The sequence below is a fragment of the Arthrobacter sp. AOP36-C1-22 genome (assembly GCF_052377515.1).
Classification (GTDB): domain Bacteria; phylum Actinomycetota; class Actinomycetes; order Actinomycetales; family Micrococcaceae; genus Arthrobacter_H.
Genome location: NZ_JBQSWW010000001.1, coordinates 110439 through 136491, shown reverse-complemented (window position 1 = coordinate 136491; position 26053 = coordinate 110439). Strand labels below are relative to the sequence as shown.

The following is a 26053-nucleotide window of genomic DNA, read 5'->3' as shown; positions in this document are numbered from 1 at the left end:
AGAAGGTCCCGATATGGCCCCGAAGAAGAAAAAGGTTTCCGGCCTCATCAAGCTGCAGATCCAGGCAGGTGCCGCCAACCCGGCCCCGCCGATCGGTCCGGCACTTGGTCAGCACGGCGTGAACATCATGGAGTTCTGCAAGGCGTACAACGCCGCCACGGAATCCCAGCGCGGCAACGTCATCCCGGTGGAGATCACGGTCTATGAAGACCGTTCCTTCACCTTCATCACCAAGACGCCGCCGGCTGCCGAGCTCATCAAGAAGGCTGCGGGCGTCGCCAAGGGCTCGTCCACCCCGCACATCGACAAGGTGGGCAAGCTCTCCGCCGCACAGGTCGACGAGATCGCCAACACCAAGATGGAGGACCTGAACGCCAACAACATTCAGGCCGCCGCCAAGATCGTCGCCGGAACCGCCCGCTCCATGGGCATCACCGTCGAGGGCTAAGACCGCCCGACCGTTTCCGCCTCCCGGCGGCAACACCCACCAAACATCAAAGAACGACGTCGGAAGCCCCCTCCGGTGGCAGCCACCGGCGTCGTAGTGGCAGGGTCCAGCGCGATCCACGAATGACCACGACTGCATAAGGAGAACAAGCAGATGGCAAAGCGCAGCAAAGCATTCCAGGCGGCCGCCGCCAAGATCGATGGCGACAACCTGTACTCCCCGATCGAGGCCATCGCCCTGGCCAAGGAGACCGGCTCACCCAAGACGGACTCGACCGTGGAGGTCGCCTTCCGCCTGGGCGTCGATCCCCGCAAGGCCGACCAGATGGTCCGCGGCACCGTCAACCTGCCGCACGGCACCGGCAAGACCGCCCGCGTGCTGGTCTTCGCCAACGGCGACAAGGCTGAAGCAGCCATTGCCGCCGGCGCCGACTTCGTGGGCTCCGACGACCTGATCGAAAAGATCCAGGGCGGTTGGACCGACTTCGATGCCGCCGTGGCAACCCCTGACCTGATGGGCAAGGTCGGACGTCTGGGCAAGGTCCTGGGCCCGCGTAACCTGATGCCGAACCCGAAGACCGGCACCGTGACCATGGATGTCGCCAAGGCCGTCACCGACATCAAGGGCGGCAAGATCGACTTCCGCGTCGACAAGCACTCCAACCTGCACTTCATCATCGGCAAGGTGTCCTTCGACGCCGAGAAGCTGGCGGAGAACTACGCAGCAGCCCTCGATGAGGTCCTGCGCCTGAAGCCCTCGGCTTCCAAGGGCCGGTACATCTCGAAGGCGACCGTGGCCACCACCTTCGGCCCCGGCATCCCGGTGGACCCGAACGTGACCAAGGTCATCGCCGACGCCTAAACGGCAGAGGCCTCCCCTGCAGGGGAAACAAGGAACCCCCGCACCGAAGGGTGCGGGGGTTCCTTGTCTTTACCCGGGGGACCATGGATGGCTAGACTATTGATTGACAAGTACCAATCAGTGGTTCGACGCAGGTGTCTGCCACACGGAGCGCCAGCGGAAGGCCGCCATGCCAGAACCAACCACGCTGCAGGAACTAGCCATCCCGACCACCCTGGACGGCCCCGGCGGGGCGGCGTTCTCCACCATCCGGGGGCTCTTTCGGCAGGCCGGGATCGAAGAGCTCGGACATGATGACCTCGTGACCGGCGATTCCGTGGAAATCGCCCGGATCCAACCCAGTGCCTACGGCCGGCACCTGATTCAGGTGGCCCGCCGGGGGCAGGGCCCGGAAGCGGAGATCATCGGCGCGGCCGTGGTCTTCCTGCCCTCGGCCGAAAACCGCCAGTCGGCCGACGTCGACCTGGTCGTGGCCACGCGGTGGCGGCGCCAAGGGGTGGGCAGCCGGCTGCTCCGTCGGGTGGCCGACCGGTGTCTGGAACGGGGGCGCACCGTACTGAACCTCTATACCGGCGTCTCGCTGGACCATGGTGGTGAAGAAGCAGCGGATCGGCCCGTGGAGGGGGTGCTGCGACCTGACTCCGGGGCCGGATGGATTAGCCTGGACGCGCCCGGGCCCGCCTTCGCCCATCGACACGGCTTCACCCTGGGACTGGTGGACCGTGGCAGCAGGGCCGGGATCGGAATCGATGATGACGCGGCCCTGGCGTCCCTGGAGGAGCGGGCCTCCGCCTCCGGGACCGGCTATGTCCTCGAATCGTGGACGGGGCCGGTGCCGGACGACGACGTGGCCGACTACTGCCGGATCATCGAGCGTATGGATACCGACCCTCCGGCCGGCGGGCTGAGCTTCGAACCCTCACGGTGGGATGGCCCGCGACTGCGCACCATGGAGGCCCGGCGACGGAACCAGGGGACCACCTCGGTGGTCACCGTGGCCCGTGAACTCGCCAGTGGACACCTGGTCGCCTATACCGAACTGGTGGTGTTCAACGGCCAGGACCACCTCGCTTTCCAGGAGGGGACGCTGGTGCTTCCGGAGCATCGGGGCCACCGGCTCGGCCTGCGGATCAAGGCATCCAACCACCGGCGGCTGCTGCAGGCCCTGCCGCGGGTCGACCGCATCTACACCTGGAACGCCGCGGAGAATTCCTACATGCTCCGGGTCAACGAGGCCCTGGGGTTCTCGCCGTCCATGATGGAAGGCGAATGGGCCAGGACCGGGGACCCGGCATGGCCGAACGACCGAATGGCGCTCGGGACCCGCCCTGGGGGATGATGGAATCGGAGTCCTCGGTGGATCAGCACAGCAGCATCGTCGGGGTCCCGTAGTCCCACGGCGCCGGATGGGGAAAACCCCCTGGCCCCTGGGCGGAGTTCCTTGACCAACACCCCTGGTGACCGTGCGGCACGGGGACTGCTGGTCCCCGGGGCTCCAAGCCAGACGCCGAAGAGCCCCAATGGAGGAGCCTGCCATGCCATCGAGCCAACCACCCCTGCCATCCGGGGAATCGACCTCCACCAGACAGGGGGCCCTCCCGGCGTGGAACCGGTTCGACACCAGCTGGACCCTCGGACTCTTCGGCACGGCAGTGGGTGCCGGGATCCTCTTCCTGCCGATGAACGCAGGTCTGGGAGGGCTGTGGCCGCTGCTCATCGCCACGTTGTTGATCTGGCCGATGACCTACTTCTCCCACCGGGCGCTCTCACGCATCGTCTGCGCCTCACCGAACCCCGGCCAGGACATCACCGGGGTGGTGCGGAACTACTTCGGAGAGAACGCCGGGCGCGTGGTGACGATCCTGTACTTCCTGGCGATCTATCCCATCGTGCTGATCTACGGGGTGGGCATCACCAATACGGTGGAAAGCCTGATGGTCCATCAACTCGGCCTGGAGCCGTGGCCCCGCTGGGTCCTGGCCGGGGTGCTGATCCTGTTGATGTCCTCGGTCATGGTGGCCGGGAAGAAGGTCATGCTGGTCGTCACCCAGTGGCTGGTCTATCCGTTGATCGCCGTGCTGTTGGTGGTCACCCTCCTGCTCATTCCCTCCTGGTCCTTCGAAGGATTCGGTGCCTTCCCCGCAGCCGGCGACTTCGCCATGTCGCTGTGGCTGATGATCCCGGTCCTGGTCTTCTCGTTCAACCATTCCCCGGCGATCTCACAGTTCTCCGTCTCGCTGCGGGAGCGCTACGGGGCGGGGTCGGTGGACAAGGTCTCATCGATCCTCCGCGTGGTCGCCACCCTCCTGGTCGTCTTCACGATGGGCTTCGTCTGGTCCTGCGTCCTGGCGCTGGGCCCCGAGGGGCTGCAGGACGCCAAGGACGCGAACCTGCCCGTGCTCTCGCACCTGGCCAATGTCATGGACATGCCCATCATTGCCTGGCTGGGCCCCGCAGTGGCCATTGCCGCCATCGCCTCCTCCTTCTTCGGGCACTGGCTGGGCGCCGCGGAAGGGGCCACCGCGATCGTGAGGACCATGGTGGACCCGGCCGAGAAACGCCTCAGTGACCGGACCCTGAAGATCGGGGTGAGTGTCTTCCTCATCGTGACCACCTGGGTGGCGGGAATCCTCAATCCGAGCATTCTGGCATTGATCGAGTCGTTGGCCGGCCCCGTGATCGCCGCGGTGCTCTACCTGATGCCGATGTATGCAATTCATAGGGTTCCGGCCCTGGCCCGGTTCCGGGGGAGGGCCTCCAACGTCTTCGTGGTCATCGCCGGCATCGTGGCCGTCGGCGGAATCCTCATCAGTCTGCTGCGCTGATCCCTCCGGGGGCGCCTTCGTGATCTCGAAGGCGTCCCCGGAGTCGATTTGGAACTGCGGCCCGTCTGCGGATAAACTAAGGGAACCAAAGACCGTCGGTCGGTGGTGCCCCGTGCCAGCATGGGAAACCATCCGAAAGTCCCAGCTAATGGGCGGCCTACGCAGGTGAACGAAGACTTTCCTTCCCGCTCGACCCGTCGTCAGGAAGTTGAAGCCCCGTGCATCTGCGCGGGGCGTTTTTTATGCCAGCCCTTCCGGGCTCGTGGACCGGTCAGACCGACTCGTAAACAATCCCCGGAAGGAGGGTTATGGCAACGCAAATCAAGATTTCAGCTGTTCAGGAAATCATCAACGACTTCAAGGAGTCGAGTGCCGCTGTCCTGACCGAATACCGTGGGCTCAGCGTTGCACAGCTCCAGGAGTTGCGCCGTGCGCTTGGTGAAGACACCAAGTTCTCGGTTGTGAAGAACACCCTGACGGGCATCGCAGCCAAGGAAGCAGGCATCGATTCGTTCGATGGCCAGCTTGCCGGCCCGACCGCCATCGCCTTCATCAAGGGCGATGCAGTGGCCGCGACCAAGAGTCTGACGGATTTCGCGAAGTCCAACGAGAAGCTGGTCGTCAAGTCCGGCTACTTCGAAGGTGCGTCCATGGACGCGGCCCAGGTGGTCGCATTCGGTGCGCTCCAGTCCCGCGAACACCAGCTGGCCCGCATCGCCGGTGTCCTGCAGGCGCCGGCTTCGGCCGCAGTCCGCACCATCGACGCCCTGCGCGCCAAGCATGAAGAAGGTGGTGCAGCCTCGGCTCCGGCCGAAGCTCCTGCCGCCGAGGCCGAGGAAGCACCTGCTGCCGACGCTGCCACCGAAGAAGCCTAAGGGCCCTTCAAACCACCGAAAATCTCGTGGCACCCCAGCGTGCCGCCCCACTGAAAGGACGCCACATCATGGCGAAGCTCAGCACTGAAGAGCTCCTTGAGGCCTTCAAGGAAATGACCATCGTCGAGCTCTCCGAGTTCGTTAAGACCTTCGAAGAGACCTTCGACGTCACCGCCGCGGCCGTTGCCGTTGCCGGTCCGGCCGGCGGTGCCGAAGAGGCTGCCGAGGAGCAGACCGAATTCGACGTCATCCTCGAAGGCCCCGGCGACAAGAAGATCGCAGTCATCAAGGAGGTCCGCGCACTGACCTCACTGGGTCTGAAGGAAGCCAAGGACCTCGTCGACGGCGCCCCGAAGGCCGTCCTGGAAGGCGCATCCAAGGATGTTGCCGACAAGGCCAAGGAGGCCCTCGAGGCCGCCGGCGCTGCCGTCACGCTCAAGTAGCAGACAGGCAACACGGGCGCGGCCCCGTCCACCGATCAGGTGGGCGGGGCCGCGCTGTTTAACCGGTGGGCACGACGGGCCACCACTGTGATGCCGATCACATTCTTGAATGCGAAAGTCCTCGCTTTGCTAGCGTGTCAGGTAACGACTTGATAACGCAGGCAAGCGATGACGGGAGTGCATGGCATGGAACACGGCACGACGACACTCCAGCAGCCTGCCCCTGCGGGGACGGACACCACGGCGTCCGGGACCTCCGCTTCCACGGCCACCCCATCCCGCCCTCCGCGCGGAAAAGGGCGCATGGCCCTGCTGGACGGGTTGCGCCTGGTTGCCGCGGTGGGGGTCATCCTCTACCACTACACCGCATGGCACCACGGGTACTGGGGCGTCGAACCGGCCAAAGCCGCCTGGCCATACCTGTCCCGCCTCACGGTGTTCGGGAACATGGGCGTCCAGCTGTTCTTCGTCATCAGCGGTTTCGTCATCCTGCTCTCCGCCTACGGCAAGCGACCGGCACAATTCATCGGTTCACGCGTCGGCCGGCTCTTTCCTGCCTACTGGGTGGCCGTGCTTGCCACCGGGGTGTTGATCTTCTTCATCTGGCCCGTGATGGGCAAGCGACTGACGTTCTCCGACTGGGCCGTGAACCTGACGATGATGCAGCGCGGCTTCAACGTCCCCTACGTCGACGGCGTCTATTGGACGCTCTGGGCCGAGATGCGCTTCTATGGGCTGGTCCTGCTATTGATGATGCTGGGGTGGGTGACCTGCCGGCGGATCCTGGCCTTCGCCGTCGTCTGGCCGCTACTCGGGTTTTTGGCGCCACTGATTCCCAGCAACTTCGTCCGGCAGGCACTGATCCCCGAACACGCTGCCCTCTTCGCCGGCGGCATCTGCCTGTTCCTGATCTACCGTTTCGGGCATACCCCGTGGCGGTGGGCGGCCCTGGGGCTGAACGTGGTCCAGGCCGCTGCATGGACCGGGAAGAAGGGGACCGAGGAAGCCACCAGCCTGGTCGGTTACGCCATCCCGGAACAGGCCTATTGGGGCATTGTCGTCGGAATCTTCGTCGTGATTGCCTTGCTGACCCTCACGCCCTTGAGCAGGGTCAACCTTCCGGGCCTTGCGTTGGCCGGGGCGCTGACCTATCCGATCTACCTCCTCCATGAGATCTGGGGGTGGTGGATCATCGACCAGCTCAGCGGCCACCTGCCCCGGCCCGTGGTGCTGATGATCGCCATCGGCGCCGCCGCGGCCGGCGCCTACCTGGTCTACCGCTTCGTCGAGCAGACCCTGGGCCGCCGCCTCGGTCGGGCGGTCACCAGCGGGGTCGATACCTTGACCTCCCTAGGGCGGAGGGGCCGCGGGTTCGCCGAACGCGTCAGTCGAGTCGATGACCGCAGGCGGCCGGCCGCCCGGGCGGTTCCCCATAACCAGGGAGGCATCACCCGGGGACTCTAGCCGCCGGGGCCGTGCGCCATGATCCGGCCGGCGGCGGGCCACGTCGGGGCAGTGGGCGGAAACCAAGGAGCGGTCCGCGGCAACCAGCCGCGGACCGCTCACTTCCGCCTCGTTCGGGCGGTGCCCCTGCCGGATCAGCCCTCGCGGAAGAGCAGGAGGGCCTCGCCCTGGCCCCCGCCGCCACAGAGGCTGACCGCAGCCTTGCCGGAGCCCCGACGTTGCAGCTCCAGGGCCGCATGCAAGGCCAGGCGGGCCCCCGAAGCGCCGATGGGATGGCCCAGGGCGATGGCGCCACCGTGGAGGTTGGTCTTCTCCAAGGGGTAGTCCAGGTCCTTCAGCGACTGGCAGGCGACCGAACCGAAGGCCTCGTTGATTTCAATGAAGTCCAGATCCGATACCGCCCAGCCTGCCGTGCCCAGTGCGGACTTGATGGCATTCGACGGCTGCGAATGCAGTGAGGTGTCGGGACCTGCCACCTGCCCCGGCGCGCCGATGACCGCCAGGACCTGCAGCCCGTGGCTTTGGGCGTATTCGCGCGAAGTCACGACGACGGCCGCGGCCCCGTCGGAGAGCGGGGAGGAGTTCCCTGCGGTGATGGTGCCCTCCTTCGCGAACGCGGAGCGCAGGCCCCCGAGCTTCTGGGCCGTGGTGTCCGGGCGAATTCCCTCATCGGCATCGACCGTCAGTGGATCGCCCTTGCGCTGCGGTACGGAGAGCGACAGGATCTCCTCATCGAAGACCCCGGCCTCGCGTGCCGCTGCCGCCCGGGTGTGTGAGGCGGCAGCGACCTCGTCCTGTGAGGCGCGGTCGATCCCGAGTTCGCCGTTCCTGGTTTCGGTACTCACCCCCATGGACTGCCCGTCGAAGGCATCGGTCAGGCCGTCGTGGTCGACGGAGTCGATGGCTGTGAAACTGCCGTAATTCCATCCCTTGCGGCTGCCCGGCAGGATGTGCGGGGCATTGGTCATCGATTCTTGCCCGCCGGCGATGACGACGTCGGCTTCGCCCAGACGCACCAGGCGGGCGGCATCGGTGATGGCGGCCAGGCCCGAAAGGCAGACCTTGTTGATGGTCACGGTCGGAACATCCCAGCCGATACCCGCCTTGATCGAGGACTGGCGCGCAGGGTTCTGTCCACAGCCGGCCTGGACGACATGTCCCATGATCACCGACTGCACATCGGCGGCCGGGACGCCGGCCTTCTCCAGGGCTCCGGTGATGGCGGCGGCACCAAGCTCCACGGCAGTGAAGCCCGCAAGCTGGCCCTTGAGCCGGGCAAAGGGGGTCCGTGCTCCTGAAACGAGGACGGCCTCACGGGGATCGGACATGGTGGTGCTCGCTTTCGCTGGGGGACTACTTCATGTTCAATTATCGTGACGTGGAGCATAAAGACCAAAGCGGGCCGTGCCGGTCCACGGGGCCGGAGGGCTCGAACGTCGGTGGCGGGGGAAGGGAAATTTTTTTCCCGCCTACGGGCATTTTCTCCGCGCATCTAGTATGGTAGACAGATTCTCCGTGGGCGTGTACTGTGGATCTTTGCGTCTTCCCTCTTTCCAATCGGCCTTCATATAGCGGTGGGCCCGATGTTCGGTGGTGTTCCGGGTTCCTCATCCCGGGCGGGGTTGGCGCCGGAAACCTGACGGTCTGTGGAAGGATCCCTCTTGGTCGCCTCGAGCACCTCAAATCATCAAACCGCTAGTTCGGCCCGTACCGCGGAAGCGGCCGGCCGAATTTCATTCGCAAAGATCCACGAACCACTGGATGTGCCGAACCTGCTGGCATTGCAGGTGGAGAGCTTTGATTGGCTCGTCGGCAACGACAACTGGAAGACCCGTCTGGAGACGGCGCGTGCCGAAGGCATCACCAGTGTCGCCGACACGTCGGGCCTGGCAGAGATCTTCGAAGAAATCTCCCCGATCGAGGACTTCCAGGGCACCATGTCCCTGAGTTTCTCGGAGCCGGAGTTCGCGGACCCGAAGTACACCGAAGCCGAGTGCAAGGACCGCGATGCCACGTTCGCCGCGCCGCTGTACGTCAAGGCCGAGTTCATGAACAACAACACGGGTGAGATCAAGCAGCAGACCGTGTTCATGGGCGACTTCCCGCTGATGACCGGCAAGGGCACCTTCATCATCAACGGCACCGAGCGTGTCGTGGTCTCCCAGCTGGTTCGTTCCCCGGGCGCCTACTTCGAGCGCACCCCGGACAAGACCAGTGACAAGGACATCTTCACGGCGAAGATCATCCCGTCCCGTGGTGCCTGGTTCGAGCTCGAAATCGACAAGCGCGACCAGGTCGGCGTCCGGCTGGACCGCAAGCGCAAGCAGTCCGTGACCGTGCTGCTCAAGGCCCTCGGCTGGACCGAAGGGCGCATCCTCGAGGAGTTCGGCCAGTACGACTCCATCCGCACGACCCTGGAGAAGGACGCGACGGAAACCAAGGAGGAGGCGCTGCTGGACATCTACCGCAAGCTGCGCCCGGGCGAGCCGCCGACGGTCGATGCCGCCGAAGCGCTGCTCGACAACCTCTACTTCAACTCCAAGCGCTACGATCTGGCCAAGGTCGGCCGCTACAAGATCAACCACAAGCTCGGAGTCGAGACCCCGCTGGACGCCCCCGACGCATCGGTGCTGAACAACGATGACATCGTCGCGATGATCAAGTTCCTCGTTGCGCTGCACGCCGGTGAAGCGACCGTCCCGGGCGTTCGCAAGGGTGCCAACGTCGACGTCCGCGTCGAGGTCGATGACATCGACCACTTCGGCAACCGTCGTATCCGCGCCGTCGGTGAGCTCATCGAGAACCAGGTCCGCACCGGGCTCTCCCGCATGGAGCGCGTCGTCCGTGAACGGATGACCACGCAGGACGTCGAGGCCATCACGCCGCAGACGCTGATCAACATCCGGCCCGTGGTCGCAGCGATCAAGGAGTTCTTCGGAACCTCCCAGCTCTCGCAGTTCATGGACCAGAACAACCCGCTCGCCGGACTGACGCACAAGCGTCGCCTGTCCGCGCTGGGCCCGGGTGGTCTGTCCCGTGACCGTGCCGGCATGGAAGTCCGTGACGTCCACCCCTCGCACTACGGCCGCATGTGCCCCATCGAAACCCCTGAAGGCCCGAACATCGGCCTCATCGGTTCGCTGGCGACGTACGCCCGCATCAACAACTTCGGTTTCATCGAGTCCCCGTACCGCAAGGTCGTCAACGGCCAGGTCACCGATCAGGTCGACTACCTGACCGCCGACGAGGAACTCGAAAGCATCATCGCGCAGGCGAATGCCCCGATGACCGATGACCTGCGCTTCGCCGAGGACCTGGTCCTCTGCCGTGAGCGTGGCGGCGGCGGCGAGCCCGTGCTCGTGGAGCCGGCCGAAATCGACTACATGGACGTTTCTCCGCGCCAGATGGTCTCCGCGGCCACCGCGCTGATCCCGTTCCTGGAGCACGACGACGCCAACCGTGCCCTCATGGGCGCGAACATGCAGCGCCAGGCCGTGCCGCTGCTGGCTTCGGAAGCCCCGTTGGTCGGTACCGGCATGGAGAAGTACGTGGCGGTCGACGCCGGCGACTCCATCACCGCTGCCAAGCCGGGTGTGGTCACCGAGGTGTCCGCGGATCTGGTCACCGTCATGAACGACGACGGCACCGACTCGGCCTACCCGATCATGAAGTTCGCCCGGTCAAACCACGGCAACGCCTACAACCAGCGGGTGCGGGTCTCCGAGGGTGAGCGTCTGGAATACCAGTCGATCATTGCCGACGGGCCGTCCACCGACAACGGTGAGCTGGCCTTGGGCAAGAACCTGCTGGTGGCCTTCATGTCCTGGGAAGGACATAACTTCGAGGACGCCATCATCATGTCCCAGCGCATGGTTTCCGAAGACGTGATGACCTCCATCCACATCGAGGAGCACGAGGTCGATGCCCGCGACACCAAGCTTGGTGCCGAGGAAGTCACGCGCGATATCCCGAACGTCTCCGAGGAGATCCTGGGTCAGCTCGACGAACGCGGCATCATCCACATCGGTGCCGAGGTCGAGGCCGGCGACATCCTGGTCGGCCGTGTCACCCCCAAGGGCGAAACGGAACTGACCCCGGAGGAGCGTTTGCTGCGGGCCATCTTCGGCGAGAAGTCCCGCGAAGTGCGTGACACCTCCCTGAAGGTTCCCCACGGTGAATCAGGCACCGTCATCGGTGTCCGGATCTTCGAACGCGACAACGACGACGAGCTGCCCCCGGGCGTGAACCAGCTGGTCCGCGTCTACGTGGCCCAGAAGCGCAAGATCGCCGACGGTGACAAGCTGGCCGGACGCCACGGCAACAAGGGCGTCATCTCCAAGATCCTGCCGGTCGAGGACATGCCGTTCATGGAGGACGGCACCCCGGTCGACATCGTCTTGAACCCGTTGGGTGTCCCCGGCCGCATGAACGTCGGACAGGTGTTGGAAATCCACCTCGGCTGGGCCGCGAAGCAAGGCTGGAAGATCGAGGGCGAACCGGACTGGGTGAAGGAACTGCCCAACCTGCCCCGTGAATCCGGTCCCACGACCGTCGCCACCCCGGTGTTCGACGGTGCCGAGGAGGACGAGATCCGCGGATTGCTGGATCACACCAACGCCACCCGGGACGGCAATCGCCTGATCGGCAACTCCGGCAAGGCCCATCTGTTCGATGGCCGTTCCGGACAGCCCTTCCCGGACCAGGTGTCCGTGGGCTACATGTACATCCTGAAGCTGCACCACCTGGTCGACGACAAGATCCACGCCCGTTCGACCGGACCGTACTCCATGATCACGCAGCAGCCGCTGGGTGGTAAGGCGCAGTTCGGTGGCCAGCGCTTCGGTGAGATGGAAGTCTGGGCCCTCGAGGCCTACGGCGCGGCGTACACGCTGCAGGAACTGCTGACCATCAAATCCGATGACATCCATGGCCGCGTGAAGGTCTACGAGGCCATCGTGAAGGGCGAGAACATCCCGGAACCGGGTGTTCCGGAGTCCTTCAAGGTGCTCATCAAGGAAATGCAGTCACTCTGCCTCAACGTGGAGGTCCTCTCCACCGATGGCAATCCCATTGAGATGCGGGACTCGGACGAAGAAGTGTTCCGGGCTGCGGAAGAGCTGGGCATCGACCTTTCCCGGGCCGAGCCAAGCTCCGTCGACGAGGTATAGCACGGCGGGCGGAGGCCCGGCACCCCTGCCGGGCGTCCGCCGTCGTACACGTTCCTTTTCCCCACCCCAGCGGGCCTGGTGCCCGCCGCAGAACATTAGACTTCTTCAGAACAAGAGAGAGACAGGGACCATATGTCCAGCGAATCCTCATTCGGAAATATGCGCATTGGCCTGGCCACCGCGGAAGAGATCCGCGATTGGAGCTACGGCGAGGTCAAGAAGCCGGAAACCATCAACTACCGCACCCTGAAGCCGGAAAAGGACGGTCTTTTCTGCGAAAAGATCTTCGGTCCTTCCCGCGACTGGGAATGCTCGTGCGGCAAGTACAAGCGTGTGCGTTTCAAGGGCATCATCTGTGAACGCTGCGGCGTCGAAGTCACGCGTGCCAAGGTGCGCCGTGAACGGATGGGCCACATCGGGCTCGCCGCCCCGGTCACCCACATCTGGTACTTCAAGGGCGTGCCCTCACGCCTGGGCTACCTGTTGGACCTGGCACCGAAGGATCTCGAGAAGATCATCTACTTCGCTGCCTACATGATCACCTCGGTCGACGAGGAGCGCCGCCACGCGGAGCTGCCGAACCTGCAGGCCCAGCACGACGTCGAGCGCAAGCAGCTCGTCGACAACCGTGACTCCGACATCGCGGCCATCGCCCGGGATCTGGAGAACGACCTCGCCCGTCTCGAGACGGAGGGGGCCAAGGCCGCCGAGAAGAAGAAGGTCCGCGACCTCGCCGACAAGACGATGGCCCAGGTGCGTAAGCGCGCCGACGCCGAGATCGAGCGTCTGGAACAGGTCTGGGACCGCTTCAAGAACCTGAAGGTCGCCGACCTCGAAGGTGATGAAGGACTCTTCCGCGTCCTGCGCGAGAAGTACGGATTGTTCTTCGAAGGCTGCATGGGCGCCGAGGCGATCCAGAAGCGTCTGGCCTCCTTCGACATGGATGCCGAAGCCGAGCTGCTGCGCGATGTCATCAAGAACGGCAAGGGCCAGCGCAAGACCCGTGCCCTGAAGCGGCTGAAGGTCGTCAACGCGTTCCTGACCACCACCAACAGCCCCATGGGCATGGTGCTGGACGCCGTTCCGGTGATCCCGCCGGAGCTGCGCCCGATGGTCCAGCTGGACGGTGGCCGTTTCGCGACCTCCGACCTGAACGACCTCTACCGTCGCGTGATCAACCGCAACAACCGCCTGAAGCGCCTGCTCGATCTCGGGGCTCCCGAGATCATCGTGAACAACGAAAAGCGCATGCTCCAGGAAGCCGTTGACTCGCTGTTTGACAACGGCCGTCGCGGCCGTCCGGTCACCGGGCCGGGCAACCGCCCGCTGAAGTCGCTCTCCGACATGCTCAAGGGCAAGCAGGGGCGTTTCCGCCAGAACCTGCTCGGCAAGCGCGTGGACTACTCGGGCCGTTCGGTCATCGTGGTGGGCCCGCAGCTGAAGCTGCACCAGTGTGGTCTGCCCAAGCAGATGGCCCTGGAGCTGTTCAAGCCGTTCGTCATGAAGCGTCTGGTGGATCTGAACCACGCCCAGAACATCAAGAGCGCCAAGCGCATGGTCGAGCGGTACCGTCCACAGGTCTGGGATGTGCTCGAGGAGATCATCACCGAACACCCGGTGCTGCTCAACCGTGCACCGACCCTGCACCGTCTGGGCATCCAGGCGTTCGAGCCGATGCTGGTGGAGGGCAAGGCCCTGCAGCTGCACCCGCTGGTCTGTGCCGCGTTCAACGCCGACTTCGACGGTGACCAGATGGCAGTCCACCTGCCGCTGAGCCCCGAAGCCCAGGCCGAGGCGCGCATCCTGATGCTCTCCAGCAACAACATCCTCAAGCCCTCCGACGGACGCCCCGTGGCACTGCCGTCGCAGGACATGATCATCGGGCTGCACCACCTGACCACCAAGCGTCCGGGGGAAGCCGGCGAAGGCCATGCCTTCTCCTCGGTCGCCGAAGCGATCATGGCCATGGACCGTGGCGACCTGCACCTGAACTCCCTGGTGAAGATGCGCGTGGACGGCTTCGTGCCCTCCGACGAGCAGGCTGCCCCGGAAGGATGGGAAGAAGGCACCCCGGCGCTGATCGAGACCTCCCTCGGGCAGGTCCTGTTCAACGAGACGCTCCCGGCCGACTACCCCTGGGTCGCCCAGGTCACCGGCAAGGACGTGCTCTCGGAGATCGTCAACGACCTGGCGGAGCGCTACCCGAAGAACGTCACGGCCGAGACCCTGGACAACCTCAAGGACTCCGGCTTCAACTGGGCGACGCGCTCGGGCATCACCGTGGCCATCTCGGACATCACCTCCAACATGGACAAGAAGGCCATCCTCGCTCCGTACGAGGAGCAGGCGCTGAAGGTCCAGTCGCAGTACGACAAGGGCCTGATCTCCGATGACGAGCGTCGTTCGGAACTGATCGACGTCTGGGGCAAGGCCACCGACGAGGTCGCCGAGGCCATGCAGGCTGGCATGGAGGAGTTGAACACCATCAACCGGATGGTGACGTCGAAGGCTCGTGGTAACTGGCTGCAGCTGCGCCAGATCGCGGGTATTCGTGGCCTGGTGTCGAACCCGAAGGGTGAGATCATCCCGCGGCCGATCAAGTCCTCCTACCGTGAGGGACTGTCGGTTCTCGAGTACTTCATCGCGACGCACGGTGCCCGTAAGGGCCTGGCGGATACCGCGTTGAAGACCGCCAACTCGGGTTACCTGACCCGTCGTCTGGTGGACGTCTCGCAGGATGTTATCGTCCGCGAAGCCGACTGCGGAACCGAGCGCGGCCTGAACGTGCCGATCGCCTACGTCGACGAGATCGGGACCGTGCGCAAGCACGAGACCGTGGAGAACTCGGCCTACACCCGCACCATGGCCGTCGACGTCGTCGACGACGCCGGCAAGGTCCTGGCGGCTGCCGGTTCGGATGTGGGCGACGTCCTCATCGACGAGCTCTTTGCGGCAGGCATCCAGGAGATCAAGGTCCGTTCGGTCCTGACCTGCGAGTCCGCCGTCGGCACCTGTGCCCTGTGCTACGGACGGTCGCTGGCCACCGGCAAGACGGTGGACATCGGCGAAGCGGTGGGCATCATCGCCGCCCAGTCGATTGGTGAGCCGGGTACCCAGCTGACCATGCGTACCTTCCACACCGGTGGTGTCGCCTCCGCGGATGACATCACGCAGGGTCTGCCCCGTATTCAGGAGCTCTTCGAAGCACGTACCCCCAAGGGTGTCGCGCCGATCGCCGAAGTGGCCGGACGCGTCACCATCGAGGATGCGGAGAAGCAGCTGCGCATCGTCATCACCCCCGATGACGGTTCCGAGGAGAGCGCCTACCCGGTGCTCCGGCGTTCACGGATGCTCGTCGCCGACGGCGATTCGGTGGCGGTGGGCCAGCAGTTGGTCGCCGGTGCCATCGACCCGAAGCAGGTGCTGCGTGTCCTCGGACCCCGCGAGGCCCAGAAGTTCCTGGTCCGCGAAGTCCAGGAGGTCTACCAGTCCCAGGGTGTGGGCATCCACGACAAGCACGTGGAAGTCATTGTCCGCCAGATGCTTCGCCGCATCACGGTCATCGAATCCGGCGACACCGGGCTCCTGCCGGGCGAACTGGCTGACCGGGCCCGCTTCACCAGCGAAAACCGCAAGGCGGTTTCCGAGGGGAAGACGCCGGCTTCGGGACGTGACGAGCTCATGGGCATCACCAAGGCGTCGTTGGCCACGGATTCATGGCTCTCGGCGGCATCCTTCCAGGAGACCACGCGTGTCCTGACGCAGGCGGCGATGGAAGGCAAGAGCGACCCGCTGCTGGGCCTGAAGGAGAACGTGATCATCGGTAAGCTGATCCCGGCCGGCACCGGCTTGGAGCGCTACACGCAGGTCTCGGTGGAACCGACGGAGGAAGCCAAGGCCAACCTCTTCACGGGTCCGAGCGCCTTCACCGGCTTCGATTACGAAGGAGTGGAGCCGGGCATGAGCCCCGAGTTCCACGCCATCCCGATGGATGACTACGACCTCGGAAACGATTTCCGGTAGTCACCAGCTGATCGTTTGATCCGCCCAATGGCCGGCATCCCTCGCGGGATGCCGGCCATTGTCATCCTCTGACTGGGACGGGAAGCACGCCTGGGTCCCCCCGGTCGAACTGGTGGACACCGGCCCCGGGCGGCGTGCCGAGGCGGTCGCCTCTGGGGGAGCAGCCCGGAACCAGCAATCAAGGTGGACTTGTCGACTGGTAGATATGTCTCACGATTATCTGCCGGCGGCCGGGGCGGGGGTTCCTGGTGCCCGGAGAGGAGGGGGAGGTGACCGGGGCCTCGCGGGAGGTGGTTACGATCGGGCTTGACGGCGTGCTAAGCTATGACTAATTGTTTTTATGTGTGGCAAATGGACACGGTCCGGGTTGCGGGGAACTTGCGCAACAAATGCCACACTTTTGCACGCCTACGGTCGACTCCGCAAGCGCTGCGATGAAACGACCAAAAGCGCAGTGTCCGGAATGCCGTTTGTGGGCCCGGACGCAGCAGAACCAAGAAACCGGAGGACACGAAAGTGCCTACTATTCAGCAGCTGGTCCGCAAGGGCCGCTCGCCGAAGGTCAACAAGACCAAGGCCCCTGCCCTGAAGGGCAACCCGATGCGTCGTGGCGTGTGCACCCGCGTGTACACCACCACCCCGAAGAAGCCGAACTCCGCACTGCGTAAGGTTGCCCGTGTGCGCCTGGCCGGCGGCGTGGAAGTCAGCGCGTACATTCCGGGTGTCGGCCACAACCTGCAAGAGCACTCCATCGTGCTCGTCCGCGGCGGCCGCGTGAAGGACCTCCCGGGTGTCCGTTACAAGATCGTCCGCGGCGCACTCGACACGCAGGGCGTGAAGAACCGTCAGCAGGCTCGTTCCCGCTACGGCGCCAAGAAGGAGAAGAAGTAATGCCTCGTAAGGGTCCGGCGTTCAAGCGCCCCCTCGTTTCCGATCCCGTCCACGGATCACCGCTCGTCACCCAGCTGATCAACAAGGTCCTGGTCGATGGCAAGAAGTCCACCGCCGAGCGCATCGTCTACGGCGCGCTGGAAGGCGTGCGCGCCAAGACCAACGCCGACCCGGTGGTCGCCCTCAAGAAGGCCATGGACAACGTCCGTCCTTCGATCGAGGTCAAGTCCCGGCGTGTTGGTGGCGCAACCTACCAGGTTCCGATCGAGGTCAAGCCGGGCCGTGCAACGGCCCTGGCTCTGCGCTGGCTCGTTGGCTACTCCAAGGCCCGCCGCGAAAAGACGATGGTCGAGCGTCTCATGAATGAGATCCTGGACGCTTCGAATGGTCTCGGTGCCGCTGTTAAGCGCCGCGAAGACACTCACAAGATGGCTGAATCCAACAAGGCATTCGCCCACTACCGCTGGTAAATCGCCTCTTGTACGACGGCGGGGCGAGACACCTGGGTGTCTCGCCGCCGTGTGACTCGAAACCATAGACAAAGGGAGACAACGTGGCACAGGACGTGCTCACCGACCTCACGAAGGTCCGCAACATCGGCATCATGGCCCACATCGATGCCGGTAAGACCACCACTACGGAACGCATCCTTTACTACACGGGTGTGAACCACAAGATCGGCGAAACGCACGATGGTGCCTCGACGACTGACTGGATGGAGCAGGAGAAGGAACGCGGCATCACGATCACGTCCGCCGCCGTGACCTCCTTCTGGGAAGACAACCAGATCAACATCATCGACACCCCGGGCCACGTTGACTTCACGGTCGAGGTCGAGCGTGCCCTGCGCGTGCTCGATGGCGCCGTTGCCGTTTTCGATGGCAAGGAAGGCGTCGAGCCGCAGTCGGAGACCGTCTGGCGTCAGGCTGATAAGTACGTCGTTCCCCGCATTTGCTTCGTCAACAAGATGGACAAGCTGGGTGCCGACTTCTACTACACGGTGGACACGATCATCGACCGCCTAGGCGCCAAGCCGCTGGTCATGCAGCTGCCGATCGGCTCCGAAAGCGATTTCGTCGGCGTCGTCGACCTGATCAAGATGAAGGCCCTCGTCTGGGAAGGCGACTCCAAGGGCGATGTCACCATGGGCGCCGCCTATGAGACTCGCGAGATCCCCGAGGATCTGAAGGAGCGCGCCGAGGAATACCGCGCCAAGCTGATCGAGGACGTTTCCGAGTCCTCCGACGAGCTGATGGAGAAGTACCTCGAAGGTGTGGAAATCACCAACGAGGAACTCGTGGCCGGCATCCGTAAGATGACCGTGAACTCGGAGGCCTACCCGGTCTTCTGTGGTTCGGCCTTCAAGAACCGTGGCGTGCAGCCGATGCTCGATGCCGTGATCGCCTACCTCCCGTCGCCGCTGGACTGCCCTCCGATGGTCGGGCACGATCCGCGCAACGAGGACATCCCGATGACGCGTAAGCCCAGCGAGACCGAGCCGTTCTCGGCTCTGGCTTTCAAGATCGCAGCCCACCCGTTCTTCGGGCAGCTGACGTTCATCCGCGTCTATTCAGGCAAGGCCTCCCCGGGCGTCCAGGTGATCAACACCACCAAGGGCAAGAAGGAGCGCATCGGCAAGCTGTTCCAGATGCACGCCAACAAGGAGAACCCGGTCGAGGAAGCACACGCCGGGCACATCTACGCGGCCATCGGCCTCAAGGACACCACGACCGGTGACACCTTGGCGGCACTGGACGCACCGATCGTGCTTGAATCGATGTCCTTCCCGGATCCGGTGATCTTCGTGGCCATCGAGCCGAAGACCAAGGGTGACCAGGAGAAGCTCTCCACGGCCATCCAGAAGCTCTCGGCCGAGGACCCCACGTTCACCGTTTCGTTGAACGAGGACACCGGACAGACCGAAATCGGCGGCATGGGTGAACTCCACCTGGACATCCTGGTGGACCGCATGAAGCGCGAATTCCGTGTGGAAGCGAACGTGGGCAAGCCCCAGGTCGCCTACCGCGAAACGATCAAGTCCTCGGTGGCGAAGGTCGACTTCACCCACAAGAAGCAGACGGGTGGCTCCGGCCAGTTCGCCAAGGTCCAGATGTCCTTCGAGCCGTTGGACACCAGCGACGGGACGTTCTACGAGTTCAAGAACTCCGTCACCGGTGGACGTATTCCGCGCGAATACATCCCTTCGGTCGACGCGGGCATCCAGGACGCCATGCAGTTCGGCATCCTGGCCGGCTACCCGATGGTCGGTGTGAAGGCAACGCTTCTTGATGGTGCCTTCCACGACGTCGACTCCTCGGAGATGGCGTTCAAGATCGCCGGTTCACAGGTCTTCAAGGAAGGCGCACGTCGCGCTTCCCCGATCATCCTGGAACCGCTGATGGCCGTGGAGGTCCGTACTCCCGAGGAGTACATGGGCGATGTCATCGGCGACCTGAACTCACGTCGTGGTTCCATCCAGTCGATGGAAGACGCGTCGGGCGTGAAGGTCATCAAGGCCGGCGTTCCGCTCTCGGAGATGTTCGGCTACATTGGCGACCTGCGGTCCAAGACCCAGGGTCGTGCCGTGTACTCGATGACGTTCGACAGCTACGCCGAGGTCCCCAAGGCAGTGGCCGAGGAGATCATCCAGAAGTCCCGCGGCGAGTAATCACCCCAGGGATCTAAACTGGTCGCGGACCGCAAGGTGAGCGACATCGGGTTTGCCGGCCGGGCAGCATTGTCCGGCCGGCCTCCCCAAGGCGAACGAAGGGTTCCCATACCGGGGCCGGACGGAAACCGCAATTTCAAAAAGTAAACAAGCCCACAGTAGACTTTATTAAGTTTCGCCTGCGAACCGCGCAGGCGGGGTAAGTCTTCTGAAAAACGTTCTAGGAGGAACCTGTGGCGAAGGCAAAGTTCGAGCGGACTAAGCCGCACGTTAACATCGGCACCATTGGTCACGTTGACCACGGTAAGACGACGTTGACGGCTGCCATTTCGAAGGTGCTTGCTGACAAGTACCCCGATCTCAACGACCAGCGTGATTTCACGGCGATTGACTCCGCCCCGGAAGAGCGCCAGCGCGGCATCACGATCAACATCTCGCACATCGAATACCAGACGGATAAGCGCCACTACGCGCACGTCGATGCGCCGGGTCACGCTGACTACATCAAGAACATGATCACCGGTGCCGCCCAGATGGATGGTGCGATCCTCGTGGTTGCAGCAACCGACGGCCCGATGGCCCAGACCCGCGAGCACGTTCTGCTGGCCCGCCAGGTTGGCGTCCCCACCCTGCTGGTCGCACTGAACAAGTCCGACATGGTCGAGGACGAGGAGCTGCTGGACCTCGTGGAGATGGAAGTTCGCGAACTTCTGTCCTCGCAGGAGTTCGACGGCGACAACGCCCCGGTCCTGCGTGTCTCCGCACTGAAGGCACTCGAAGGCGACCCCCAGTGGGTCAAGTCCGTCGAGGACCTGATGGAAGCAGTCGACGACTTCATTCCGGACCCGGTTCGTGACCGCGACAAGCCGTTCCTGATGCCGGTTGAAGACGTCTTCACCATCACCGGTCGCGGCACGGTCGTCACCGGTCGCGCCGAGCGCGGCACGCTGAAGATCAACTCCGACATCGAGATCGTTGGTATCCGTCCGATCCAGAAGACGACGGTCACCGGTATCGAGATGTTCCACAAGCAGCTCGACGAGGCATGGGCCGGCGAGAACTGTGGCCTGCTGCTCCGCGGCATCAAGCGCGACGATGTCGAGCGTGGCCAGGTTGTCGTGAAGCCGGGCTCGATCACTCCCCACACGGAGTTCGAGGCCAACGTCTACATCCTGTCCAAGGATGAAGGCGGGCGTCACAACCCGTTCTACTCGAACTACCGTCCGCAGTTCTACTTCCGCACCACGGACGTCACCGGTGTCATCACCCTGCCCGAGGGCACGGAAATGGTCATGCCGGGCGACAACACCGAAATGAGCGTTGTGCTGATCCAGCCCATCGCCATGGAAGACGGCCTCGGCTTCGCCATCCGTGAGGGTGGCCGCACCGTTGGCTCAGGCCGCGTCACGAAGATCACCAAGTAGTCACTACCTGATGATCTGACCGTTGGTCGGAAAAGGCCCCGCTGTTACGACAGCGGGGCCTTTTCGCGTCCTGATGCATTCCGGTCCCGCGCCGGGCCGGCCGCGGGCGGGTAAAGCCGAAGAACCACGGTAGGGTTCCACTAGTCTCGTGAATAACTATCTTCGATGGCCTGGGAGTCTGCGTGGGGTTCATTTTTGTCGTGATGGCGCTGGTGCTGTGTGTCGTCGTCGGATGGCAGCTGGGTGCACGAAGTGCCCGGGCGAAGAGCTCCGGCAGGGGAACCGTTCCCTCCGCGTTGGCCCAGGCATGGCAGGAAGGATTTCACGCCGGGCGCAGCCTGACGGATCCCGCCTCATCGTCAGCGCCGGCCACCGGGGCACCCGGTGGGCCAACGACGGCCCCGGCGCCACCGGAGCCGTTCCAGCCTCCGGCGAATCCGCTCAGGGTCGACGAGGACGACATACGCTCCGTCGTCCCGCGCGCCGTGGACGCCGAACGCGGCGCCGGACGTTCCGTGGACGAACCCAGCGAGTTCCTGGCGTCGACGCCTGCACTTGAAGAGGCGGCCATGGCCCACCGCGCCCCCGACGTTCCCCATCCGGCTGCGGGGAAGACACCTTCCCCGCGCAGCGCCCAGGAACGCGAGAAGGCAACGCTGCGCAATATCAACATCACCCTCTACGCAGCCTCGCTGCTGTTGGTGGCTGCCGCCTCGTTGTTCATCGGGTTGGCTGTGCCGCCGCTGGCGAAGTTCGGTGGGCTGGTCGTGGTGACTACCCTGTTCTATGCCGGGGGGCTGCTGATCCATGCGTTCAGCGAACGACTCCGGCCGGTAGGGATCGCCTTTGCCGGGACCGGCCTGGCGCTGATCCCCGTCAGTGGGCTGGCGCTGTCGGCGTTGGTGGTGCACGACCCGGTGATGGCCTGGTGGATCACCTCGCTCGTGGGGACCGTGGCGTTCGTCCATGCCGCCGCCAGACTGAACAGTCGTGTCGTCGCCTACCTCAGTCTGACTTTCCTGGTCTCCTCGGCATGGGCCGGGGGAGCGGTGCTGAACCGGGGACTGTTCTGGTACTTCATGTTCTCCATGGTGCTGGCCGCGGCCGGAACGGCGCTGGCCTACGGACGTCCGCGCTGGCTGGGGAACATCTATCTCAGGGCCTTCGCCGAGACTCACCGGTTCCTCGCTCCGGCGACACTTCTGATCGCGGTCCTCGTAGGACAGGCGCTCGGTGCCGAAGACGTGAGCCTGCTCCTGATCGCCGGCTTCATCTACTACGTGGCGGTGACCGTCTTCGGCCCGACGACCGAACGTGCCGTGAATCTAATCGCGGCACGGCTCTGCGGCACCGCGGCCATCGTCCTGCTCGCCCATGTGTTCGGCGCCGGTGCCGTGGGCATGGCACGCGGTCTGGGGATCGTCCTGCTCCTCCAGTCACTGGCGGTGCATCGTGCGGGGGAACGTTATCGTCGTTTCGTTGCCCCGCAGGTCCGTAGGCTGGTGGATCGTGAAGTCCAAGGCCTGCTCCTCGCCGTCGCGGGATTGGCACTGGTGATGAACGAAACACTCGTCGTGTCCCTGCGCATCCCGAAGGCGATGCTGGACGTGGGGACCGATACCGGGTGGACCCCGGTGAACTTCCTGCTCCCCTTGGTGGCCCTTACCGCTGCGGGGCTGAGCACACGGGGCAGGAAGCTGCCTCCCTGGATTGCCCTGGGGACCGGTGTGGCGGCCATGCTGGAACCAGGGGCGGTGCTTTCCCCCTGGCGTCAGGTGGCATTCCTGGCGGTGGGGCTGGCCTGCATGGTCCCCGGCCTGCGTCACGCCGTTGGACGTCAACTCCTGTGGCTGCGTCGGGGAATCGTCGCCGTCCTGCCCACCACGCTCGCGGCGATCGCCGCGTGGGCCGCCGGCGGGTTCCTCATCACGAGATCAGCAGCCGGTCCCGGCCTCGGAGCCTGGATCTCCGGGGACCCCGGCCAGTGGGCCGACGGGGGGACGGACCCGCGGGTGGTCATGCTCATCGCAGGACTGGTCTTCGTGATGTGCTGGATGGCCGCCGCAGCGCTGGCGGCCTGGAAACTGGAGTCCGGTTTCATGCTGGCAGGCATCGCCGTGGTGGTGGCTGCCGAAGTCCGCCTGGGTTCGCTGGAATCGGGGGGAACCCCATGGACGACAGCGGTTGCGGTTTCCACCCTGGTGCTGGCTGCCGTCGGATCCAACGCCCTCCTGGCCACGCTCGGCCGTGGGCGGGGCAGGACCGCACGACGCAAGACAGCGATGGCCCATGCGGTGGCACCCGTGGCGGTCGTCGCGACCTGGGGGGCCAGCTTCGGGATCGACAGCCCGTGGCTGGTATTCACCGTCTGCCTGACCGGGCTGGGCCACGCAGCCTGGCGCCTGGCCGCGGCCCGAGGACCGCTGGAACGCTTGGCCTATGCCGTGGCTGCGCAGTTGTTTTTCTCCCTCTCGGTCCTCGAGCTGTCCCACCAGCTACAAGCCGACGCCCACGCGCGGTGGGCGTTGTTTGCCATCAGCCTGGCCATGGGCCAGTCGGCACGGTTCCGGCTACGGGGGCGCGGACAGGGGGCAACACCGACCGCCTACGGCCCCATGGTCGCCCAGGCGAGCCTCGCACTGCTGTTCCTCACGCCCCTGGTGTACGTCGGGCTCCATGGTGGTTCGGGGCCCGGTGCCGGGGTGGACATGGCCTCGCTGCTGGTGCAGTTCGTCTGCCTGCTGGTCGTCGGCCTGCTGAAGTGGCGTGTCGATCTGACGGCCGCTGCCACCGCTTCGATCCCGTGGCGGATCGTGGCCAGGATGCAGATCCTCGTGGTCGCCTACGCCTTGGCCTGGATGATGTTCATCCCCTCGGGCGTGATGTCCGTACGCCAGGCTGGCTGGCTGCCGGAACCGTGGTGGAACTCGACCGTGCTCCTGATCCTGCTGCTGGTCACCGCCTTGCTGGTGATGGTCTTCGAAGCGTTGGGACCCGAAACCTCTCTCCGCCTCCGCATGACCGGGGTGTTGGCCGGTGAGGAAGGCCGGGCCCGGTTGGTCCACCCGGGATCCGGTCCGGAGGGTGGCGCCCATCCGATGGCGCGGGGCATCACCGTCGCCTGCTATCTCGGGGTCGCCGCGGCAGTCGTTCTCGGGGCCGGAGGCACGTCCGGGGCCGCCACCGGTGCCCCGGTTCCCGGTGGCGATGCCTGGCTCGCGGCCACCTTATTGGCTGCTGCCGCCGGGTGCGCGGTGTTCGGGGTGACGACGGGATTGCCGCTGTTGTTGATCGGGGCCGTCGTGTTCCTCCCCTGGGCGGTATTCGTGGCCCTGGTCCAGTGGGCCGGACGAGCCGGAAGCGCGATGGAGCTGTCCGCGTTGTATATGGCCTCGGCGCTGGGATCGGCGATCCTGCTTTATGCCGCCGGATGGTTCCGCCGACCACGAAGGGGAGGGGCCCCGCGGCCGATCACCACGCCGCGGAGCTGGTCATGGCTCCATGCCCGCATCCTGAGTGCCGGCGCCGTCCTGCTGATCTTCATCGACGGCTTCGAGGCCAACGTGATGCAGTCCGGGGAGCCAAACTCGAGGTCGGCGACGATACTGGCCTATCTCGGGACGGCCATGATCGTGGTGGCCGCGGTCGCGACCGTCGCGGAGGTTCCGCGCAGGTACCGCGAACGATGCAGCGAAGCCGCCGCCCTGGTCGTTGCCGGAGGAGCCCAGCACGCCTGGCATCTGGCAAACGGCCAGCCGGGCCTGTTCTGGATGACCCAATACTGGGTCGTTGTTTTGGCTCTCCTGGCTGCCTACGAACTCAAGGCCGGTCGACGCAAGGATGCCGATTACCCGCTGATCGCCTCGGCGGTACTGCTATCCGTTTCGGCGCCCTTCGGCCTGGCGGTGGAGCAGGAGTGGGGCCAGGGCTGGCTGCTGCTGGGACATGTCCTCCTACTGTCGGCTGGTCTGCTGCTCAACCGGCGGCTGTACGTAGTGTGGGGAACCATCGCCGCCGCCCTGCTGGTCCTGTGGTTCCTGCGGGGATTCACGATCCTCCTCCTGGCGGTCCTGGCCGCCGGGTTGATCGCGCTGGCCATCTGGCGGCTCCAACGGCTGGGGAAGGATAAGGACGCGGCTGAGGCTGCGCGCCCGGTCCCCGAAGGGCCGGATGCAGCACCTCCTGCGTCGAGGGCCGCCCACGAAACCGACCTGTCGGCCCCTGGGCGTCGTGAGGGGGAGGAGCCGGCGGACGGTGGGAGGCAGGCAACATCGTCTGATTGGTAAATCCAGCGATCTTCTGACACACTGGATAAGTTGTTCAAGCGCCTCTTTGTGCCTTGTGCCTGCTGATCGGCTCGCCGATACCGGGGCCAAGGCCGGTTTCGACCGAGATTGCGTCCCGCCCGGGATAATGCCCGGGGCAGGGGCGGATACGACGGAGACATCGAGGACCAAATATGACCCGCCCCCATTCCTGTGGAGCGTGAAGCCGAATCTAGGCGACACGCCCGACCGCGGGGGTCGGAGCTTCGGCGAGGTGAGGAACCCGGGATTGCCCGGATTCAGCTCGTGCGAGGTGTGCCGGTCCGTAAGGGCCCGTTAGTGCACAGTAACTGTACAGAGAGTGCTACTTAGAAAGAGGCATGACGCCATGGCGGGACAAAAAATCCGCATCCGGCTGAAGTCGTATGACCACGAGGTCATTGACGTTTCTGCCCGGAAGATCGTTGAGACGGTCACGCGCGCAGGCGCAACCGTAGTCGGCCCAGTGCCGCTGCCGACGGAGAAGAACGTGTACTGCGTGATCCGTTCGCCCCACAAGTACAAGGACAGCCGTGAGCACTTCGAAATGCGCACGCACAAGCGTCTGATCGACATCGTCGACCCGACCCCGAAGGCTGTTGATTCGCTGATGCGTCTCGACCTGCCGGCGGACGTCAACATCGAAATCAAGCTTTAGG

At 64.7% G+C, this 26053-nt stretch carries 16 protein-coding genes; 15 read left to right on the top strand and 1 reads right to left on the bottom strand.

The window, feature by feature from the left end:
• Window positions 1-13 precede the first annotated feature (13 nt).
• The 7 genes from rplK (at window position 14) to ACT3S6_RS00680 (ending at window position 6916) form a co-directional block, all read left to right on the top strand.
• Window positions 14-448 carry a 50S ribosomal protein L11 gene (gene rplK / locus ACT3S6_RS00710; protein WP_444553306.1) on the top strand — a complete coding sequence of 145 codons (435 nt, stop codon included), beginning with the start codon at window positions 14-16 and terminating at the stop codon, window positions 446-448.
• 153 nt (window positions 449-601) lie between these two features.
• Window positions 602-1309 carry a 50S ribosomal protein L1 gene (gene rplA, locus ACT3S6_RS00705; protein ID WP_444553305.1) on the top strand — a complete coding sequence of 236 codons (708 nt, stop codon included), beginning with the start codon at window positions 602-604 and terminating at the stop codon, window positions 1307-1309.
• Between the two features lie 169 nt (window positions 1310-1478).
• Window positions 1479-2648, top strand: coding sequence for a GNAT family N-acetyltransferase (locus ACT3S6_RS00700; protein WP_444553304.1), 1170 nt, complete (start codon window positions 1479-1481; stop codon window positions 2646-2648).
• A 196-nt stretch (window positions 2649-2844) separates the two neighbouring features.
• Window positions 2845-4134, top strand: coding sequence for an aromatic amino acid transport family protein (locus ACT3S6_RS00695; protein WP_444553303.1), 1290 nt, complete (start codon window positions 2845-2847; stop codon window positions 4132-4134).
• 308 nt (window positions 4135-4442) lie between these two features.
• On the top strand, window positions 4443-5009 hold the full coding sequence (gene rplJ / locus ACT3S6_RS00690) for a 50S ribosomal protein L10 (protein ID WP_444553302.1): 567 nt from the start codon (window positions 4443-4445) through the stop codon (window positions 5007-5009).
• 68 nt (window positions 5010-5077) lie between these two features.
• Window positions 5078-5452: a 50S ribosomal protein L7/L12 gene (gene rplL, locus ACT3S6_RS00685; RefSeq protein WP_444553301.1), complete on the top strand. Its 375-nt coding sequence runs from the start codon at window positions 5078-5080 to the stop codon at window positions 5450-5452.
• 186 nt (window positions 5453-5638) lie between these two features.
• Window positions 5639-6916 (top strand): acyltransferase family protein, encoded by a 1278-nt coding sequence (locus ACT3S6_RS00680; RefSeq protein WP_444553300.1) that lies wholly within the window; start codon window positions 5639-5641, stop codon window positions 6914-6916.
• Between the two features lie 134 nt (window positions 6917-7050).
• Here the strand turns inward: ACT3S6_RS00680 and ACT3S6_RS00675 are convergent, their stop codons facing one another.
• A complete protein-coding gene (locus ACT3S6_RS00675; RefSeq protein ID WP_444553299.1) occupies window positions 7051-8244 on the bottom strand; it encodes an acetyl-CoA C-acetyltransferase in 1194 nt (397 codons plus the stop codon).
• 333 nt (window positions 8245-8577) lie between these two features.
• Between ACT3S6_RS00675 and rpoB the strand changes: the two genes are divergently transcribed.
• The 8 genes from rpoB to rpsJ all read left to right on the top strand — a co-directional run bounded on the left by rpoB (window position 8578) and on the right by rpsJ (window position 26052).
• Complete coding sequence (rpoB, locus tag ACT3S6_RS00670; RefSeq protein WP_444553298.1) at window positions 8578-12084, top strand: DNA-directed RNA polymerase subunit beta; 3507 nt, start codon at window positions 8578-8580, stop codon at window positions 12082-12084.
• A gap of 132 nt (window positions 12085-12216) precedes the next feature.
• Window positions 12217-16107: a DNA-directed RNA polymerase subunit beta' gene (locus ACT3S6_RS00665; protein ID WP_444553297.1), complete on the top strand. Its 3891-nt coding sequence runs from the start codon at window positions 12217-12219 to the stop codon at window positions 16105-16107.
• Between the two features lie 516 nt (window positions 16108-16623).
• Complete coding sequence (gene rpsL / locus ACT3S6_RS00660; RefSeq protein WP_087000631.1) at window positions 16624-16998, top strand: 30S ribosomal protein S12; 375 nt, start codon at window positions 16624-16626, stop codon at window positions 16996-16998.
• Complete coding sequence (gene rpsG / locus ACT3S6_RS00655) at window positions 16998-17468, top strand: 30S ribosomal protein S7 (protein WP_444553296.1); 471 nt, start codon at window positions 16998-17000, stop codon at window positions 17466-17468. The genes rpsL and rpsG overlap by 1 nt, the downstream gene beginning before the upstream one ends.
• A gap of 83 nt (window positions 17469-17551) precedes the next feature.
• Window positions 17552-19666 carry an elongation factor G gene (gene fusA / locus ACT3S6_RS00650; protein ID WP_444553295.1) on the top strand — a complete coding sequence of 705 codons (2115 nt, stop codon included), beginning with the start codon at window positions 17552-17554 and terminating at the stop codon, window positions 19664-19666.
• A gap of 233 nt (window positions 19667-19899) precedes the next feature.
• The gene (tuf, locus tag ACT3S6_RS00645) at window positions 19900-21090 is read left to right on the top strand and encodes an elongation factor Tu (protein ID WP_444553294.1); all 1191 of its coding nucleotides are present in this window, start codon (window positions 19900-19902) and stop codon (window positions 21088-21090) included.
• Window positions 21091-21272: 182 nt separating this feature from the next.
• Window positions 21273-25376 (top strand): hypothetical protein, encoded by a 4104-nt coding sequence (locus tag ACT3S6_RS00640; RefSeq protein WP_444553293.1) that lies wholly within the window; start codon window positions 21273-21275, stop codon window positions 25374-25376.
• Between the two features lie 367 nt (window positions 25377-25743).
• The gene (gene rpsJ, locus ACT3S6_RS00635) at window positions 25744-26052 is read left to right on the top strand and encodes a 30S ribosomal protein S10 (RefSeq protein ID WP_013349689.1); all 309 of its coding nucleotides are present in this window, start codon (window positions 25744-25746) and stop codon (window positions 26050-26052) included.
• Window position 26053 lies beyond the last annotated feature (1 nt).